The 13,980-nt window shown below is 42.0% G+C and carries 12 protein-coding genes; 5 read left to right on the top strand and 7 right to left on the bottom strand.

The features are described 5' to 3' along the window. Positions 1–184 precede the first annotated feature (184 nt). Positions 185–3,082 (bottom strand): T9SS type B sorting domain-containing protein, encoded by a 2,898-nt coding sequence (locus tag AC1XUO_RS18645; protein WP_483331284.1) that lies wholly within the window; start codon positions 3,080–3,082, stop codon positions 185–187. Positions 3,083–3,502: 420 nt separating this feature from the next. Here AC1XUO_RS18645 and AC1XUO_RS18640 point away from each other — a divergent pair, with 420 nt between their 5' ends. The 3 genes from AC1XUO_RS18640 to AC1XUO_RS18630 all read left to right on the top strand — a co-directional run bounded on the left by AC1XUO_RS18640 (position 3,503) and on the right by AC1XUO_RS18630 (position 7,142). Further along, positions 3,503–4,174, top strand: coding sequence for a succinate dehydrogenase cytochrome b subunit (locus AC1XUO_RS18640; RefSeq protein ID WP_483331283.1), 672 nt, complete (start codon positions 3,503–3,505; stop codon positions 4,172–4,174). A gap of 107 nt (positions 4,175–4,281) precedes the next feature. After that, positions 4,282–6,270: a fumarate reductase/succinate dehydrogenase flavoprotein subunit gene (locus AC1XUO_RS18635; RefSeq protein ID WP_483331282.1), complete on the top strand. Its 1,989-nt coding sequence runs from the start codon at positions 4,282–4,284 to the stop codon at positions 6,268–6,270. Positions 6,271–6,389: 119 nt separating this feature from the next. Continuing rightward, a complete protein-coding gene (locus tag AC1XUO_RS18630) occupies positions 6,390–7,142 on the top strand; it encodes a succinate dehydrogenase/fumarate reductase iron-sulfur subunit (protein ID WP_483331519.1) in 753 nt (250 codons plus the stop codon). A gap of 192 nt (positions 7,143–7,334) precedes the next feature. Here the strand turns inward: AC1XUO_RS18630 and AC1XUO_RS18625 are convergent, their stop codons facing one another. From AC1XUO_RS18625 to AC1XUO_RS18605, 5 genes are all read right to left on the bottom strand, one after another. After that, entirely contained in the window at positions 7,335–7,958 is a 624-nt protein-coding gene (locus AC1XUO_RS18625; protein ID WP_483331281.1) for an OmpH/Skp family outer membrane protein, read from the bottom strand. A gap of 79 nt (positions 7,959–8,037) precedes the next feature. Continuing rightward, a complete protein-coding gene (locus AC1XUO_RS18620; RefSeq protein WP_483331280.1) occupies positions 8,038–8,550 on the bottom strand; it encodes a hypothetical protein in 513 nt (170 codons plus the stop codon). 26 nt (positions 8,551–8,576) lie between these two features. After that, positions 8,577–8,909 carry a hypothetical protein gene (locus tag AC1XUO_RS18615; protein WP_483331279.1) on the bottom strand — a complete coding sequence of 111 codons (333 nt, stop codon included), beginning with the start codon at positions 8,907–8,909 and terminating at the stop codon, positions 8,577–8,579. Between the two features lie 4 nt (positions 8,910–8,913). Continuing rightward, the gene (locus AC1XUO_RS18610) at positions 8,914–11,352 is read right to left on the bottom strand and encodes a penicillin acylase family protein (protein WP_483331278.1); all 2,439 of its coding nucleotides are present in this window, start codon (positions 11,350–11,352) and stop codon (positions 8,914–8,916) included. Between the two features lie 36 nt (positions 11,353–11,388). After that, complete coding sequence (locus AC1XUO_RS18605) at positions 11,389–12,126, bottom strand: copper homeostasis protein CutC (RefSeq protein WP_483331277.1); 738 nt, start codon at positions 12,124–12,126, stop codon at positions 11,389–11,391. A 321-nt stretch (positions 12,127–12,447) separates the two neighbouring features. On the opposite strand from AC1XUO_RS18605, the gene AC1XUO_RS18600 reads away from it, so the two are divergent. Together AC1XUO_RS18600 and AC1XUO_RS18595 are read left to right on the top strand one after the other, a co-directional pair. Continuing rightward, the gene (locus AC1XUO_RS18600) at positions 12,448–12,669 is read left to right on the top strand and encodes a DUF2795 domain-containing protein (RefSeq protein ID WP_013927448.1); all 222 of its coding nucleotides are present in this window, start codon (positions 12,448–12,450) and stop codon (positions 12,667–12,669) included. Between the two features lie 224 nt (positions 12,670–12,893). Continuing rightward, a complete protein-coding gene (locus AC1XUO_RS18595; protein ID WP_483331276.1) occupies positions 12,894–13,535 on the top strand; it encodes an AlbA family DNA-binding domain-containing protein in 642 nt (213 codons plus the stop codon). 64 nt (positions 13,536–13,599) lie between these two features. Here the strand turns inward: AC1XUO_RS18595 and AC1XUO_RS18590 are convergent, their stop codons facing one another. Beyond that, entirely contained in the window at positions 13,600–13,968 is a 369-nt protein-coding gene (locus AC1XUO_RS18590; protein ID WP_235152178.1) for a DUF3127 domain-containing protein, read from the bottom strand. Positions 13,969–13,980: the final 12 nt, after the last annotated feature.

Here is a 13,980-nt window from a genome sequence, read left to right as displayed (position 1 = left end):
TGTAAATGTAATCGTCAATTTTTGGCAATTATGTATTGAACGAAAAATTCTTTAAAAATGTGTGTCCAAAGTAAATCAAAGGAGACTTGGATAATATTTCTGCTGGTTTTTGTCTGCGAAGTCGAAATAAGAAAGCCCGATTCGTCTGAATCAGGCTTTCTTATTAACTAAATCAATCTTAATACTATCTCAAAATCTGAACCCAACCTTTAAATTGAGCTGGTTTTCCTCCGCGTTGAACAGATTCAAAATATACAGTCATTTCGTAATAATACTGACCGGCAGACAGCTCATTTCCGGAGTTGTTTTTTCCGTCCCAATTAACATTCACATCCTTGGTCTCAAATACTTTTGCTCCCCATCGGTTAAATACCTTGAATTCAACTGCCTGTACAAAACTCGGACAATCAAGTGGTTCGAACGTATCATTTTTTCCATCCCCATTTGGCGTAATTACATTTGGTAATTCAATAACCGGGCAGTTGTCTTTGCAAACGATATTGCTCGGCAGACTCTCTGTTCCATATTTATTGACAGCCGTTACATAATAACATCCAGCAAAAGAAGTAAGTCCTTCATGCGCGAAAGAAGTAGAAGCAGGGGCTGCAATTTCGTTAAGCAGCGTCGGTGTATCACCTTCATACCTGGTGTAATATAACCGGTAGGCAATAATATTCTGGTCACATTCAGCGGTTTGCGGATATGTCCAGGACAAATTATTCGTAAATGAAGTTTGCCCGCAGTAGGTGTCTCGTTTTACTTCTGCACAATTCAGTTCATCGATGGATAAAACCGGAACGCAGGGTTTGGTTGTATCAGAAGCAGACAAACAAATAATTTGCGAGAAATTATAAAGCGGGTCAGCCTTGATCTGCGTATTATTATAAGAGCCGACTGTCTCAACTTTGTAACAATAAACTGAATCTTTCAGGATAGATACATTTACAGTTCCGTCAGCAGCATACCTGTCTGTGCCGTCGTCAGTAAAAGTATAACTCTGAGGACCTTGCACTGGAACATCTGCAATTCTGTTGAATGTGCCGGGTCTGGCCTTATCTTCCCTGTAAATTCTGTGTGTGCGATTATCATTGCTCCAAGGCACATTTGCCGTCCAGTTCAAGCGGATACTTGTCGGATTTGCCTGACCTTGTGATAACCTCACGCTGCTGGCAGTTTCCGTTTCATCCAATTTTACAAGATTTCCGGCTTCGGTATAATAATATTCAATTTTATAGTTATACGCATTGGCAACTGTGTTTAAGCCTCTGTCGACGTAAACCGTATCAGCGGCTCCCGGAGAAAGATTTGTATTGATTGTTGCGATCTCTGTGAAAGAGGCACCGTTCAACCCTGTTGCACGGAAAAGCTTATACTGAGCCGGAATGGAAGCGCCTTCCTGAAGGGTAGGTCTTGTCCATTTCACCGTGATTTGCCCGTTCGTTTCATTCGTCTCGTCAACAGTAACATTGGTGATTACAGGCATAATCAAAGGTACTTCGATACAAACCTGATCTGAAACGATACTTTCTCCACCGCCCACCAGATATCCCGGTTCATTGATGTCAGAGCCGGGTCTTGGGAATTCAACGACAATTCTATAACTATAAGAAATACCCGATTCCAGGCCAGTATTATTGTTGTTGTCGACATAAAAGATTTCGCCAATACCAACCCTGGCAATTTCTTCATAACCTGAACCTGGCGAAAGGCCGGGCTTACACACATCAATAGGGATAACACTACAGCCTTCCCTTCTGTAAACCACAATTCTTGCACCCGGAACGGGGCATTTGTAAGAATCCCAGGTTATACGGAAAGCTTTTCCGGCTGCATCTGTTACTGGAACGGCACGCAGATTTTGCGGCGGCGGCCCGTAAACACTAATATTAAAGGTTGTTAAGTCAACAAGTTTTCGGAACAATGATGGGTTTGGAGCACCCGCCGCAGGCCCATCTTCGACCTTGAAGAGCACATCGTAGGGTTCAAGTCGTATATGATTACAATCCGTTTGCCATCGAAACTGACCGGTAATAGTAGACTGCGCGCCTTGTTGAGGGACCGTGAAAGTGGCATAAGGAGGTGTGATCAGCGGAGTAGACTGGTATAAACCACTCGTACTTGTCAGCGTCAGCCTGTCTCCGTTTTTATCTGTTGCCCTGATCGTCCGGTTAATAAGTGTTCCTGCCTCGACACAAATTTGCTCAATAGGATCCAGTTTTGGACGATCGTTTCTTGCATCTTCCACGATAATCTGCATATCCCGGATAATTTCACCAATCTTCACGCCGTCCCGCCATTCTTCCACCACAAAAGCGACATTGTATAATCCCCGCGTGACGGGCGCATCCCAGATAAGGTCGCCCGTAATTGCGTTCATACTAAAATTTGCCGGCGTTTGGCCGGCTTCTGTTACGCCTGGAGGTGTTACCAGATTTGGGTCCTTATAGCCAAGATTTTCTCCCAAACCTCTTGAAGTTCCTTGTTGAGGAGTAAAGAGGCGGTAAGCAATACTGTCTCCGTCCGCGTCAAAAGCACCTGGATTATGGATATAGCGCTGCCCGACGGCGGCAATATCGATTGGAGCATTTAATAAAACCGGCGTCTGATTTACACCTACGAAAGAATTGATTACGATATTGGTATGTACATAAAAATTCAGGCGATCGGTTGGGACGGGGCTTAAATTCAGGATGTTAACATTTCTATTGTCAATTGATACGGATATACTCCAGTTACCGGCAGATGGAAAAACGTAACGCGTAGTGTAAATGTTCTGGGTTGTGTTATTTCCAATATTGCGCGTTAAGGCGTCAATCCGGTCGACTTGCGTCGGAGCTGCGTTTGTCCCTGAGGCTCCATTATAAAAATACATGGAAACAAATCTCTGCGCTTCTGCCGCGCCGATTCCGTTAGGACTCACGTCGAAATAACCGGTAAAAGTCACGTCGTATGCAAGCGGGTTATTTGGAACACGCCTTGCCGTAATTTCGCCTGCTCTGGCGTGCGTTGCATAAGCCTGGTTCCCGAAGGCAAAACAGATTAGTAAAAAGAGTAAAACCTGAAATTGTAGATTATTGCGCATATAAATTGATTACTTTATTCCGGATATAGGCAAACACTTCACTGCGAATCTTTGACACGTATTGTTTGCGGTACTAAATAACGACTGTGATATATGTTAAAGCAAACATTTTTATGTTAAAAATAAAAATCCCTGAGCCTAATATCACGGTACATCAACGAAAAATCTATTTTAAAATGTATTCATCTATTCGTAATAAAACCTCTGATTGCGGCAAAACATCGGATAAAATTTAGGGATTTCGTATTTGCATGGCTTTCAGCGACTAATTAGCCTGACAGGGTACTTAATAATGATTATAAATTGTAGAGCGGTTCATAAAAATGATCCTGTTTTATTGTCTCGCAAACGTTTGTGCCATACCTTTGAAACGTTCTAAATATACCTTATTTTTTTGTACTAAAACTATTCGTGTTTGCTATGTCTTGGTTTACACAAGCATTAACAAGTTCAATCGGTAAGAAAGTGATCATGTCGCTTACCGGTTTATTTTTGATCAGTTTTCTGGTAATACATGCAACCATCAATGCAATGATTTTTTACAACGATGGGGGCGAAACATTTACTCACTGGGGGCATTTTATGGGTACCAATCCCATCATTCGAACGCTCGAAATCGGTCTGGTTTTAGGTTTTTTGATCCACATTGCTGACGGCCTCTGGCTGACTAAGAAAAACAATGATGCAAGGCCGGTAAAATATGCTGTAACGAATCCAAGTGCGAACAGCAGCTGGTATTCCCGCAGTATGGGTTTACTGGGTACGCTGATACTGATCTTTTTAGTAATTCATACGTCCCATTTCTGGATTCCAAACCGTTCCAATCAGTTTGCAACCGGCGAGGAGCTTAACCTCTATCAAATGATGCTTGACATATTCCAGAATATCTGGGTTGTGATCATCTATGTGCTTGGATGTTTCTCTCTTTTCTGGCACTTATTGCATGGTTTCGAAAGTGCGTTCAAAACACTGGGTCTGTACCACTTGAAATACAACGGTGCAATTCATGCTATAGGTGTTGCTTTTTCAATCGTTGTTCCCACTCTTTTTGCACTGATGCCAATCTCAATTTATCTTGGTTGGGTGTATTAATTTCAGCATTTGATGATCAGTATTTATTGCAAATATTGGTTTCAAGTTGAATGCTTTTGTTTAAATAGTTGAATCTCAATTTTCGGTTAATTAACATTTCAAAATATATGGCAACTTCATCTCGTCTGGATGCCAGAATACCACAAGGCTCGCTGGAAGATAAGTGGGAGAAATATAAATCAACAATACCTCTTGTGAACCCTGCCAACAAGCGTAACATTGAAGTAATTGTTGTTGGAACTGGTTTGGCAGGTGCTTCTGCCGCTGCTACGCTGGCAGAAATGGGATATAAAGTAAAAGCATTTTGTTTCCAGGATTCTCCTCGTCGTGCGCACTCAATCGCGGCACAGGGTGGTATCAATGCAGCTAAAAATTACCAGAATGATGGTGACTCGGTTCATCGTCTATTTTACGATACAATTAAAGGAGGAGATTACCGGTCCCGCGAAGCCAATGTGCATCGTCTGGCAGAAGTTTCCGGCAATATTATTGACCAATGTGTTGCACAGGGTGTTCCTTTCGCACGTGAATATGGCGGACTTCTTTCCAATCGTTCTTTCGGTGGGGTACAGGTTCAGCGAACATTTTATGCGGCGGGACAAACAGGTCAGCAGCTTTTATTAGGTGCTTATTCAGGTTTGCAACGCCAGGTTGGTATGGGGACAATTACCATGTACAACCGTCACGAAATGCTTGACGTTGTGAAAATTGACGGAAAGTGCCGTGGTATTATTGCAAGAAACCTGATCACAGGCGAATTGGAAAGACATTCTGCTCACGCAGTTCTGCTTTGCACTGGTGGATACGGAAACGTATTTTATCTATCGACAAATGCGATGGGTAGTAATGTTACTGCTGCATGGAAAGCACACAAACGTGGTGCATTCTTTGCAAATCCATGTTTTACACAAATTCACCCGACATGTATTCCGGTATCCGGTGAGCATCAATCGAAGCTGACTTTGATGTCAGAATCACTTCGTAATGATGGTCGTATCTGGGTTCCGAAAAAACAAAATGATACGCGTCCCGGAAACGAAATTCCGGAAGATGAAAGAGATTATTATCTGGAACGTCGTTACCCAGCTTTTGGTAACCTGGTTCCGCGTGATATCGCTTCCCGTGCAGCCAAAGAAAGATGTGATGCCGGATATGGCGTTGGATCTTCAAAACTGGCAGTATTCCTGGATTTTTCTGCTGCGTTCCACCGTTACGGACAGGGAGAAGCAAACAAAAATAACATTACCAATGCGCCTGAGAGCCAGATTCTGGAATGGGGTAAGGCGGTAGTGAAAGAAAAGTATGGTAACCTTTTTGATATGTATAAGCAGATCACGGGAGAAGATCCTTATGAAGTGCCTATGCGTATTTATCCGGCTGTTCACTATACCATGGGGGGACTTTGGGTTGATTATAACCTGATGACAACCGTTCCTGGTTTATATTCACTGGGTGAAGCGAATTTCTCAGATCACGGTGCAAACCGTCTGGGAGCGTCTGCCCTGATGCAAGGTTTGGCCGATGGATATTTTGTAATTCCGATCACCGTCGGAGCTTATCTTGCTGGTGAAATCAGAACCGGACATATTTCAACGGATCATGAAGCTTTCGTTCAAACGGAAAAGGAAGTTAGTGACAGAATCCAAAAATTAATAACAATTAAGGGAAAAACATCTCCTGAGGTATTCCACCGCCGTTTAGGTAAGATCATGTGGGATAAATGCGGAATGGCCCGTAATGAAAAAGGGCTGAAAGAAGCCATTGTTGAAATCCGCGCATTACGTGAAGAGTTCTGGAATGATGTGAAAGTAATGGGTAAAATCGCTGATTTTAATCCTGAGCTTGACAAAGCTAACCGCGTTGCCGACTTTATCGAGTTAGGTGAATTGATGTGTATCGATGCCTTGACACGTGATGAATCTTGTGGAGGTCACTTCCGTGAGGAATTCCAGACAGAAGAAGGTGAAGCACTTCGTGATGACGAGAACTTTATGTTCGTGTCTGCATGGGAGCATATCGCAACAGAAAAATGGGAGCTTCATAAAGAAGATCTTGTTTACGATAACATTAAAATCGCTCAGAGAAGTTATAAATAGCTATCGGCCTTCGGCTTTCAGCTATCGGCTTTAACTCCGGTGCTTCTTATGAGTTTATAACTAATAAATTTCGTTAATAGTTAATCATTAACAGTTTAGAAAAAATGAGTGCAGGCAATATGCGTCTTACGCTTAAAGTGTGGAGACAAAGCAATAAAGATACACAAGGAGGATTTGAAAGTTATAATCTGGACGGCGTTTCTCCGGATATGTCCTTCCTTGAAATGTTCGATATTCTTAACGAACAATTAATTGAAGAAAGTAAAGAACCTGTCGCTTTCGACCACGATTGCAGAGAGGGAATATGCGGATCTTGTTCCATGTTTATCAATGGACGCCCACATGGCCCGTTGAAAGGCGTAACAACTTGTCAGTTACACATGCGTTCTTTCCAGGATGGCGATACCATTACCGTAGAGCCATGGAGAGCAGGAGCTTTTCCGGTTATCAAGGATTTGGTTGTAGACCGTGACGGTTTCGACCGGATTATATCCGCAGGTGGTTTCGTATCTGTGAATACCGGAAATGCGCAGGATGCAAACAGCTTGCCAATTCCTAAGGAAAATGCTGATGACGCATTTAGCGCAGCAGCTTGCATTGCTTGCGGAGCTTGTGTTGCAGCATGTAAAAACGCTTCTGCGATGCTGTTTGTTTCGGCTAAGATTTCACAGCTTGCTTTGTTGCCACAGGGTCAGGCAGAACGTAATATTCGTGCAGAGAAAATGGTTGCGCAAATGGATGCAGAAGGTTTTGGTAACTGTACCAATACGCATGCGTGTTCAGCTGAATGTCCAAAGGAAATCAGCTTTGAAAACATCGCGCGTATGAACCGTGAATATATTGGAGCAAAATCGACTTCGAAAGCAGTTTAAGAGGAATACTCCGAAAGGAAAAAATATCAACGAGACGGCTTATTAAGTTAAGTCGTCTCGTTGCGTTTGATGCAGTGTCAGAAATATACCGACTAACAATTTATCCTCTAATTCTATATTATAAAAAATGCAAAAGAAAAGGCGGCCGATCAAATCAGCCACCTATTCCAGAAACCCCTTAAAATACTGAAATTATTTTTTTGCAGTAGTGTCAGCAGCAGCTTTTCCAGCGTCTGTTTCTTTATAAGTTTTATTCAAACCTTCGATGATTTTCTGAGTTACATCAAGAGATTTGTCAGCGAACAAGATTCCGCCACCCAAAGAATAGCCTAATACATATTCGTAGTTATTTTCTTTGTTATATTTTTCGATGTAAGCTCTGATTTGCTTGTAAAGCTCTTCGTTTTTACCAGCTTCTTCCTGTTGAAGTCCAGCCATAGCCTGATCACGGTAAGCGACAAGATCCTGCTGTTTTTTCATCAATTGCGCCTCGGTAGAACGGGCTTGATCAGGCGTCATTGTTTGTGCTTTTTGTTGGAAAAAAGCTACCTCATTCTGCAAAGAGCGTCCTTTTGTATTCAATTCATTTTCTAATTGGAATTGTTTGTTTTCAAGGGCCTTCTTGGTATCCTTAAAGAAATCGTAATTCGTCAAAAGAGAATCTACCTGTACATATACCGTACGGCGGCCAGCAACTACGCCTCCGTCTGATCCCGCGCCTGCTTCTGATTTATTTCCTGAGAAATGTAAGAAAAATAACACCGCTACGGCTATACTAAGCACGATGTTCCAAATTAACGAAGTATTGTTATTCACGTTTTTAAGATTTTGTTTTTTTTAGAAAGAGCCGCAAAGATAATGATTTGTGTTTCAAGGCCTACAATTCCTTAAATTTTTACTCGACTTTAAATATTGAAGGATGATCCCTAGAATAAATTATTTCTATTTTCTGGCCGTTTTGCAGATATCCATATTGCTTTGGATCGAGTCCCTGGCGTAAAATTCCATCGGGTGTAGCATATTCGACTGCCATAAAGCGTTGATGATAAGTTGATTTCAAAGTGTAGGTAATGTCGACAACCCCAATAACTTCACCGATCGTTCCCTGCACTTTTCCGTTCAAATAATAAGCCTGAATCTTTTTGTTTGTCAACAGAGCTAATTTCTCAATAAAAATATAAAGAAAAGTTAATGTCAGAATAAACAGTAATACTGAGAGGATACTCAGATACCATTTTTTAGGTGTAAAGAAAAACTGATAAAATTGAGTTGTTTTAATTTTTTTCATCACAGGAAAAAAGATGAACAAAAACCCAACCGTAGTGATATTAAGAGACCACCATTTTACCGACACCCAGTAGTCAAGATTATGGACAAACAAGGCAATAAGCAGAAAGGCAAATAGCATGAGAAACAGGCCAATGTATATTTTATTCACTGTACGATTTTTCCGAGAAAATAACCCGACAATCCTGATAACCCGCCAACCAATCCTCCGACAATGGTTGTTACGATCAGTAACAAAATTCCATTTGGCAAAGAAAAAATCTCAGCAATTCGATTAGACATAATCCCGTCTGTACTCAGGTGTGAATATAAACCATAAGAAAACCAGAGAAGCGCTATGGCAAAAAATCCTGTAATAAAAGCATTAAGGGAAGTCTCTGGCCGCCAGATCATCACTAAAAAGGGAATCAGCGCGATAGTCCACCAGGGCGTGAAAACTTGAAGAATGGCTGTGACGATGAAAATAATGAGAAAATTCATAGCGCTATTTCTTTTTAAGAATGATTCTGGAAGTTAAATGCGGATGCTGCTGATCGGGAGAAGACAAATATACAAGCTCATTCAATTCACCTTTTTCCCATTTTTCCAATAAATTCAGATAATAAGGACTGCCCGGATTTCCTGATTGTCCTCCCGGATAAATCCCGTACGCTTTCGGGTTTGGGCCTAATTCTACGACCATTCGCCAGGATGGCCCGTTTCTCTTCGTGATTGCGTTAACAATCCCTGTTCCGCCACCCAGTTTTAGATGAGGTGCATTAAACGGATTTAAACTCCTGCTTAAATGTTTGATCTCGGTATCTTTTACCTCCGACCACTGCCACGACGGACTCATGGCGCCGTGTCTGGCATTTAGCGTATCCACGGCCGCCTTGAAACTGGCAACCGTTACATCAGACAACGTTTCTTTAAGCGGTGTTTTAACATTATCAAACCATTTGGCATCGGGTTGTTTTAAAATCATATACAGAAGGCGGTCTCTCGAAGGAAAAGCCAATGGCGCATTGGGTGATTCAAATTCATCATTCCATACCGCACTTCTTAAAGCCGGGAACCATTCTTCGAAAATAGAAGGAGCAATTTTATCAGGTGTGTTCTGGTAATTCCAATCTGTCAAAACCTGTTGAGCAGCTTTATAAGTGGAATTCAGCGGAGTTTTTTCTAAAATAGAAAGCAGTTTCGGCAGTATCGTGCGTGCCAGCACATTAAAATTATCATTTTGAAGCATTCTCAGACTGTCCGCATTCGCGGAAGCCATTTTTTCAAGCCGCTCATTAATCCTGATCGCGCGCTCTGAAGGTGAAAAGATCCAGTTGATATAATATGGATAGGAAGGATCAGTAGAAGACTGATTTGCGGAACTCACAAAACCCCTCACCGGATTTTTTACAAATGGATTTTGCTCTGCGGGGATCCAGCCTTTCCAGTCATCATCCGGATTGGTGCCGTCCAGCAAGAATTTTCCCTGGTCTTTTCGTTTTAACGGTAATTTTCCATTTACTGTAATTGCAATATTTTTCCCATTATCCGCAAAAACAAAGTTTTGAGCAGGCCCGACATACTTCGCCAAAGCACTACGATAGTCGTCGTAGTGCTTTGCTTTGTTAAGTTCATAGAAAGTCAGGAAACTGTTACCAGGCTCATGCCCTATCCAGCGTGTGGCCAGATTAACAGATCCGGTCAGTTCATCAGAATATTTCGTAACAGGGCCGTGGTGTGTATAAGTAACCTGTTCCCGGTATGGTTCACTTTGACCTTTTACAAAAATGACTTCTTCCCGCTTGCGGGTAGGTTTCCATTGATTGTCATACCAATAACTCGACTGCGAAGTATCTTTAAAAGTGATTTTATATCGGTCGTAAACATCAGCATCAACGTTGGTGACGCCCCAGGCTACATTTTGATTAAAACCGATTATCACACTGGGAATTCCTGGCAATGAAACTCCGCAAACATTCAGATCCGGTGAATGTAGCTGAACCTGATACCAAATCGATGGTAATGTCAGTTCCAGATGGGGATCGTTGGCTAAAATAGGGTAGCCAGTAATAGATTTTTCTGCGCCAATTGCCCAGTTATTACTACCAATGCCTTCCGGTTTTATTTCTGGTTTCGGCGATTCATTTATCAGAACTGAGTCCTTCGTAAGGGAAGTCCCGGCTGCCGGAATTTTAAGTGGCTCAAAATTCCAGACCGTCCCGGCCGGAATAATTGGGCTTTCCTGAAGCATTGGATAATCAGGAAACAGATCATTTATAACCTCATTTCCATACTTTTTCAAAACATTTGACATATTCAGGTCATTCGAACGCCCGGCCAGCGTCAATGTCATTTGTTCCAACATATACATGGTATTGATGGGTTTCCATAGCTCCGGCTCATATCCAAGCAATTTAAATTCTACCGGATAATCTTTCCTGGCAAGCTGGCGGATATAAGCATTGACACCGGCGGTATAGCCTAGCAATGCTTCCCTGGACTTTGGATCACTCAGCGCAATTTTTGCATTTACCTCAGCGCCATAAGCCATGCCGAGCCTACGGCTGTTTTTATCCATTTCTAAAGTTGCGGGTCCGAGTATTTCTGAGAGTCGTCCTGATGCAGCTCTTGTCTGGATGTCCATTTGCCATAACCGGTCTTTTGCCGTGATATATCCCTGCGCATAAAAAAGGTCAAAGTCATTTTTGGCAAAAATATGGGGAACGCCAATGTCATCAAAACGGATTGTTACCTCATCCCTGAGACTATCCAGTCTCAAAACAGTTTCTCCTTCCGGATCAGAAATTTTCTCACCGTTTTGCCAGAATCCTGTAAACGGACTTAGAAAAGTACCCAGCGCAGGAACCGGTCCCCAAGGCCTGTTCAATGCATATACCAGAATGATTGTCAGTATAATCGTCGAAATGGCTTTGACAAATTTCATATGGAGGAGACTAAAGTGAAAATTTCTACCTTTTATTTATTCTGTATCTGCAACCGCCTCCACTATCGCTTCAATAAGATTTAAATCACTGTATAATACTGATCGCTCGTCTGGTATTTCTCCTGCCATGGAGATATCTGCCGGAAAAAATTTCTGTCGGCCTGGGCGAAAGGATTTGGCAGTTAAATGTAAGGCATGGACGCCTGCTTCTTTTAGTTCCTTCGCGTTGTGGTGGTTGACACCGCCGCCGGCCATAATTTCTATTGAGCTTCCTGCCGCTTTCGACAATTGTTTTAAAAGTGGGATAGCCTGCGGAGCACTCGATTTCTGACCGGAAGTTAATATTCTTTCAGCGCCGGTTTCAATCACAGCTTTTAAAGCTTTAACAGGATCAGGTGTCAGATCGAAAGCTCTGTGGAAAGTTACTTTCATGGGTGCTGCAAAGTCTACGAGTGCTTTCGTACGTGCGATATCTACTTGTCCATCAGGGAGAAGAACACCAAGGACCACACCCTGTGCTCCTAGTTTTTTAGCGAGGGCAATGTCTCTTTTCATGATTTCTTCTTCGAAAAAATCATATACAAAATCGCCGCCGCGTGGACGGATCATCACAAATACCGGAATTTTAATGTGTTCCAGTACCATTTCAATAAGGCCCGCACTTGGCGTAGTTCCGCCTTCGCCAAGTCCTCCGCATAATTCAATACGCCCTGCTCCGCCAACCTGCGCGTTCAGGCAGGATTCCAGTGAATATGCGCAAACTTCAATTGTCATAATTAATTGCTGATTCTAAATGATCGGGAAATTTACAAAAGATTTTGGCTTGCAGATGAGAAGCGTCTAATTTCTGGCAAACAATTGAAATTTGCTGGGAACGCTTTTTGTATATCGTGAGTGATATCAGAATAGAAAGAAGAACATCTTTGCTGGTCGGATAAATTTATGATATTCAAATGTTTATCCCGCCAGGAAAAATATTAATATTAAAAAACAATTATTTTTAATATTTTTTGTTTAAAATTATCAAAAGATGCAATTTTTTTTACTTTTGCAATCCTTAAAAAATTAAGTAACTATTTAATAGGCGAAAAAACTATGTACTGGACTCTCGAACTTGCATCCTATCTGGAAGATGCTCCTTGGCCAGCTACCAAAGACGAGCTGATTGACTTCGCAATAAGAACAGGAGCTCCGTTAGAAGTAGTTGAAAACCTACAAGAATTGGAAGATGATGGTCAGCCTTATGAAAGTATTGAGGAAATTTGGCCGGATTATCCGACCAAAGATGACTTCTTCTTTAATGAAGATGAATATTAAATGAGAAGCGGCGCCAACAGGTGCCGTTTTTTGTTTTTATGAATTCCCTTGTTCGCGACGGCATTGTTTTTTAATAACAGGAGCCAGGTTTTGCAATTGATAAAATCACGTAATATTTTCCTAATATCACAAAAGGAATGTATATTAGTAACGTTATTATGAAAAGCTTTTTAGACAAAACCGAATTGTTTTTTTCATAGTTAAGTATCTATCCAGGCCAATTGATGGAACTACGATTGCTTAAAGAGTTGGTCAGAAAAGGCGAGGGTGATCATGTGGAGTTCAAGTTGAAATCTAATCATCCCGAGAAAATTGTTCGCGAATTAGTCGCTTTCGCCAATTCTGGCGGTGGAAAGTTATTCGTCGGTGTTGGAGATGACCGAACGATCAAAGGAGTGAAAGATTCAGACGAAGATGAATACACACTCGTCAAAGCGATTAATACTTATTGTTTCCCCAAACTTGATTACCGTTTAGAAAAAATCCCCATTGATATGGAGCGGGAGGTTTTGGTTCTTACCATTCCGCGAAGTCCGGATAAGCCGCACTATGTCGTAGATTCTCTGGGAATCAGAAAGGCATACGTACGCGTGGCGGATAAATCAATCCAGGCCAGTAAGGAAATGAGAGAAATTATGCGTCGTGGCCGGTTCAAACGTGATATCCGGTTTCAGTACGGCGAGAAGGAAGAAAAGTTAATGAAGTTGCTCGACGAGAAAAAATCGGTAAATGTTGAATTGTTCGCTGCTGCCGCAGGAATTTCGAGGAAGATCGCTTCCAATACTTTAGTTATGCTTGTGCTTGCAAATGTGCTGGAAGTGCATCCGCACGAAGTGCTGGATCAGTTCACCGTAGCGATGGCGTGAGAGACTTATAAATTAAACAAGCGGTCCATCGTTGTAAAAACTTCGGTGGACCGCTTGATAATATTTAGAATGGAAGATCGTCTGATTCGTCTTCTGTAAAAGTGGTTACCGGAGGCAAAGTGCTGTTGCTGCTTCCCGCGTTGTAAGAATTTCCGCCACCGTTTCCAGCGCCAGCCTTATCAATTTTCCATGCTTTTACTTCTGTATACCAGCGGCTATTATACTCGCGGCTTTCAACATCAATCGATGCGGTTACAGCGTCATCAACCTTTAAGCCAGCCTGATCGATCTTATCACCCCACAATGAAATGCATACTTTTTTTGGATACTGTGAAGGGATTTCAAGAATGAATTCCTGCTTCCGCCATGTTCCATTTTTACCCTGACCAGATACCTCAGGGAGTAAAGCGATGACAGTTCCTGTTAATTCCATGGAAAAACGTTT

The sequence above is a fragment of the Dyadobacter sp. HNCC25DJ186 genome (assembly GCF_056895235.1).
This window is presented reverse-complemented; position numbering and strand designations above follow the sequence as displayed.

What these genes read in the sequence shown, in the direction of transcription:
- AC1XUO_RS18645 (WP_483331284.1), bottom strand. Translation starts at nt 3,082, where the DNA reads ATGCGCAATAATCTACAATTTCAGGTTTTACTCTTTTTACTAATCTGT.
- AC1XUO_RS18640 (WP_483331283.1), top strand. Translation starts at nt 3,503, where the DNA reads ATGTCTTGGTTTACACAAGCATTAACAAGTTCAATCGGTAAGAAAGTG.
- AC1XUO_RS18635 (WP_483331282.1), top strand. Translation starts at nt 4,282, where the DNA reads ATGGCAACTTCATCTCGTCTGGATGCCAGAATACCACAAGGCTCGCTG.
- AC1XUO_RS18630 (WP_483331519.1), top strand. Translation starts at nt 6,390, where the DNA reads ATGCGTCTTACGCTTAAAGTGTGGAGACAAAGCAATAAAGATACACAA.
- AC1XUO_RS18620 (WP_483331280.1), bottom strand. Translation starts at nt 8,550, where the DNA reads ATGCTATTTGCCTTTCTGCTTATTGCCTTGTTTGTCCATAATCTTGAC.
- AC1XUO_RS18615 (WP_483331279.1), bottom strand. Translation starts at nt 8,909, where the DNA reads ATGAATTTTCTCATTATTTTCATCGTCACAGCCATTCTTCAAGTTTTC.
- AC1XUO_RS18610 (WP_483331278.1), bottom strand. Translation starts at nt 11,352, where the DNA reads ATGAAATTTGTCAAAGCCATTTCGACGATTATACTGACAATCATTCTG.
- AC1XUO_RS18605 (WP_483331277.1), bottom strand. Translation starts at nt 12,126, where the DNA reads ATGACAATTGAAGTTTGCGCATATTCACTGGAATCCTGCCTGAACGCG.
- AC1XUO_RS18600 (WP_013927448.1), top strand. Translation starts at nt 12,448, where the DNA reads ATGTACTGGACTCTCGAACTTGCATCCTATCTGGAAGATGCTCCTTGG.
- AC1XUO_RS18595 (WP_483331276.1), top strand. Translation starts at nt 12,894, where the DNA reads ATGGAACTACGATTGCTTAAAGAGTTGGTCAGAAAAGGCGAGGGTGAT.
- AC1XUO_RS18590 (WP_235152178.1), bottom strand. Translation starts at nt 13,968, where the DNA reads ATGGAATTAACAGGAACTGTCATCGCTTTACTCCCTGAGGTATCTGGT.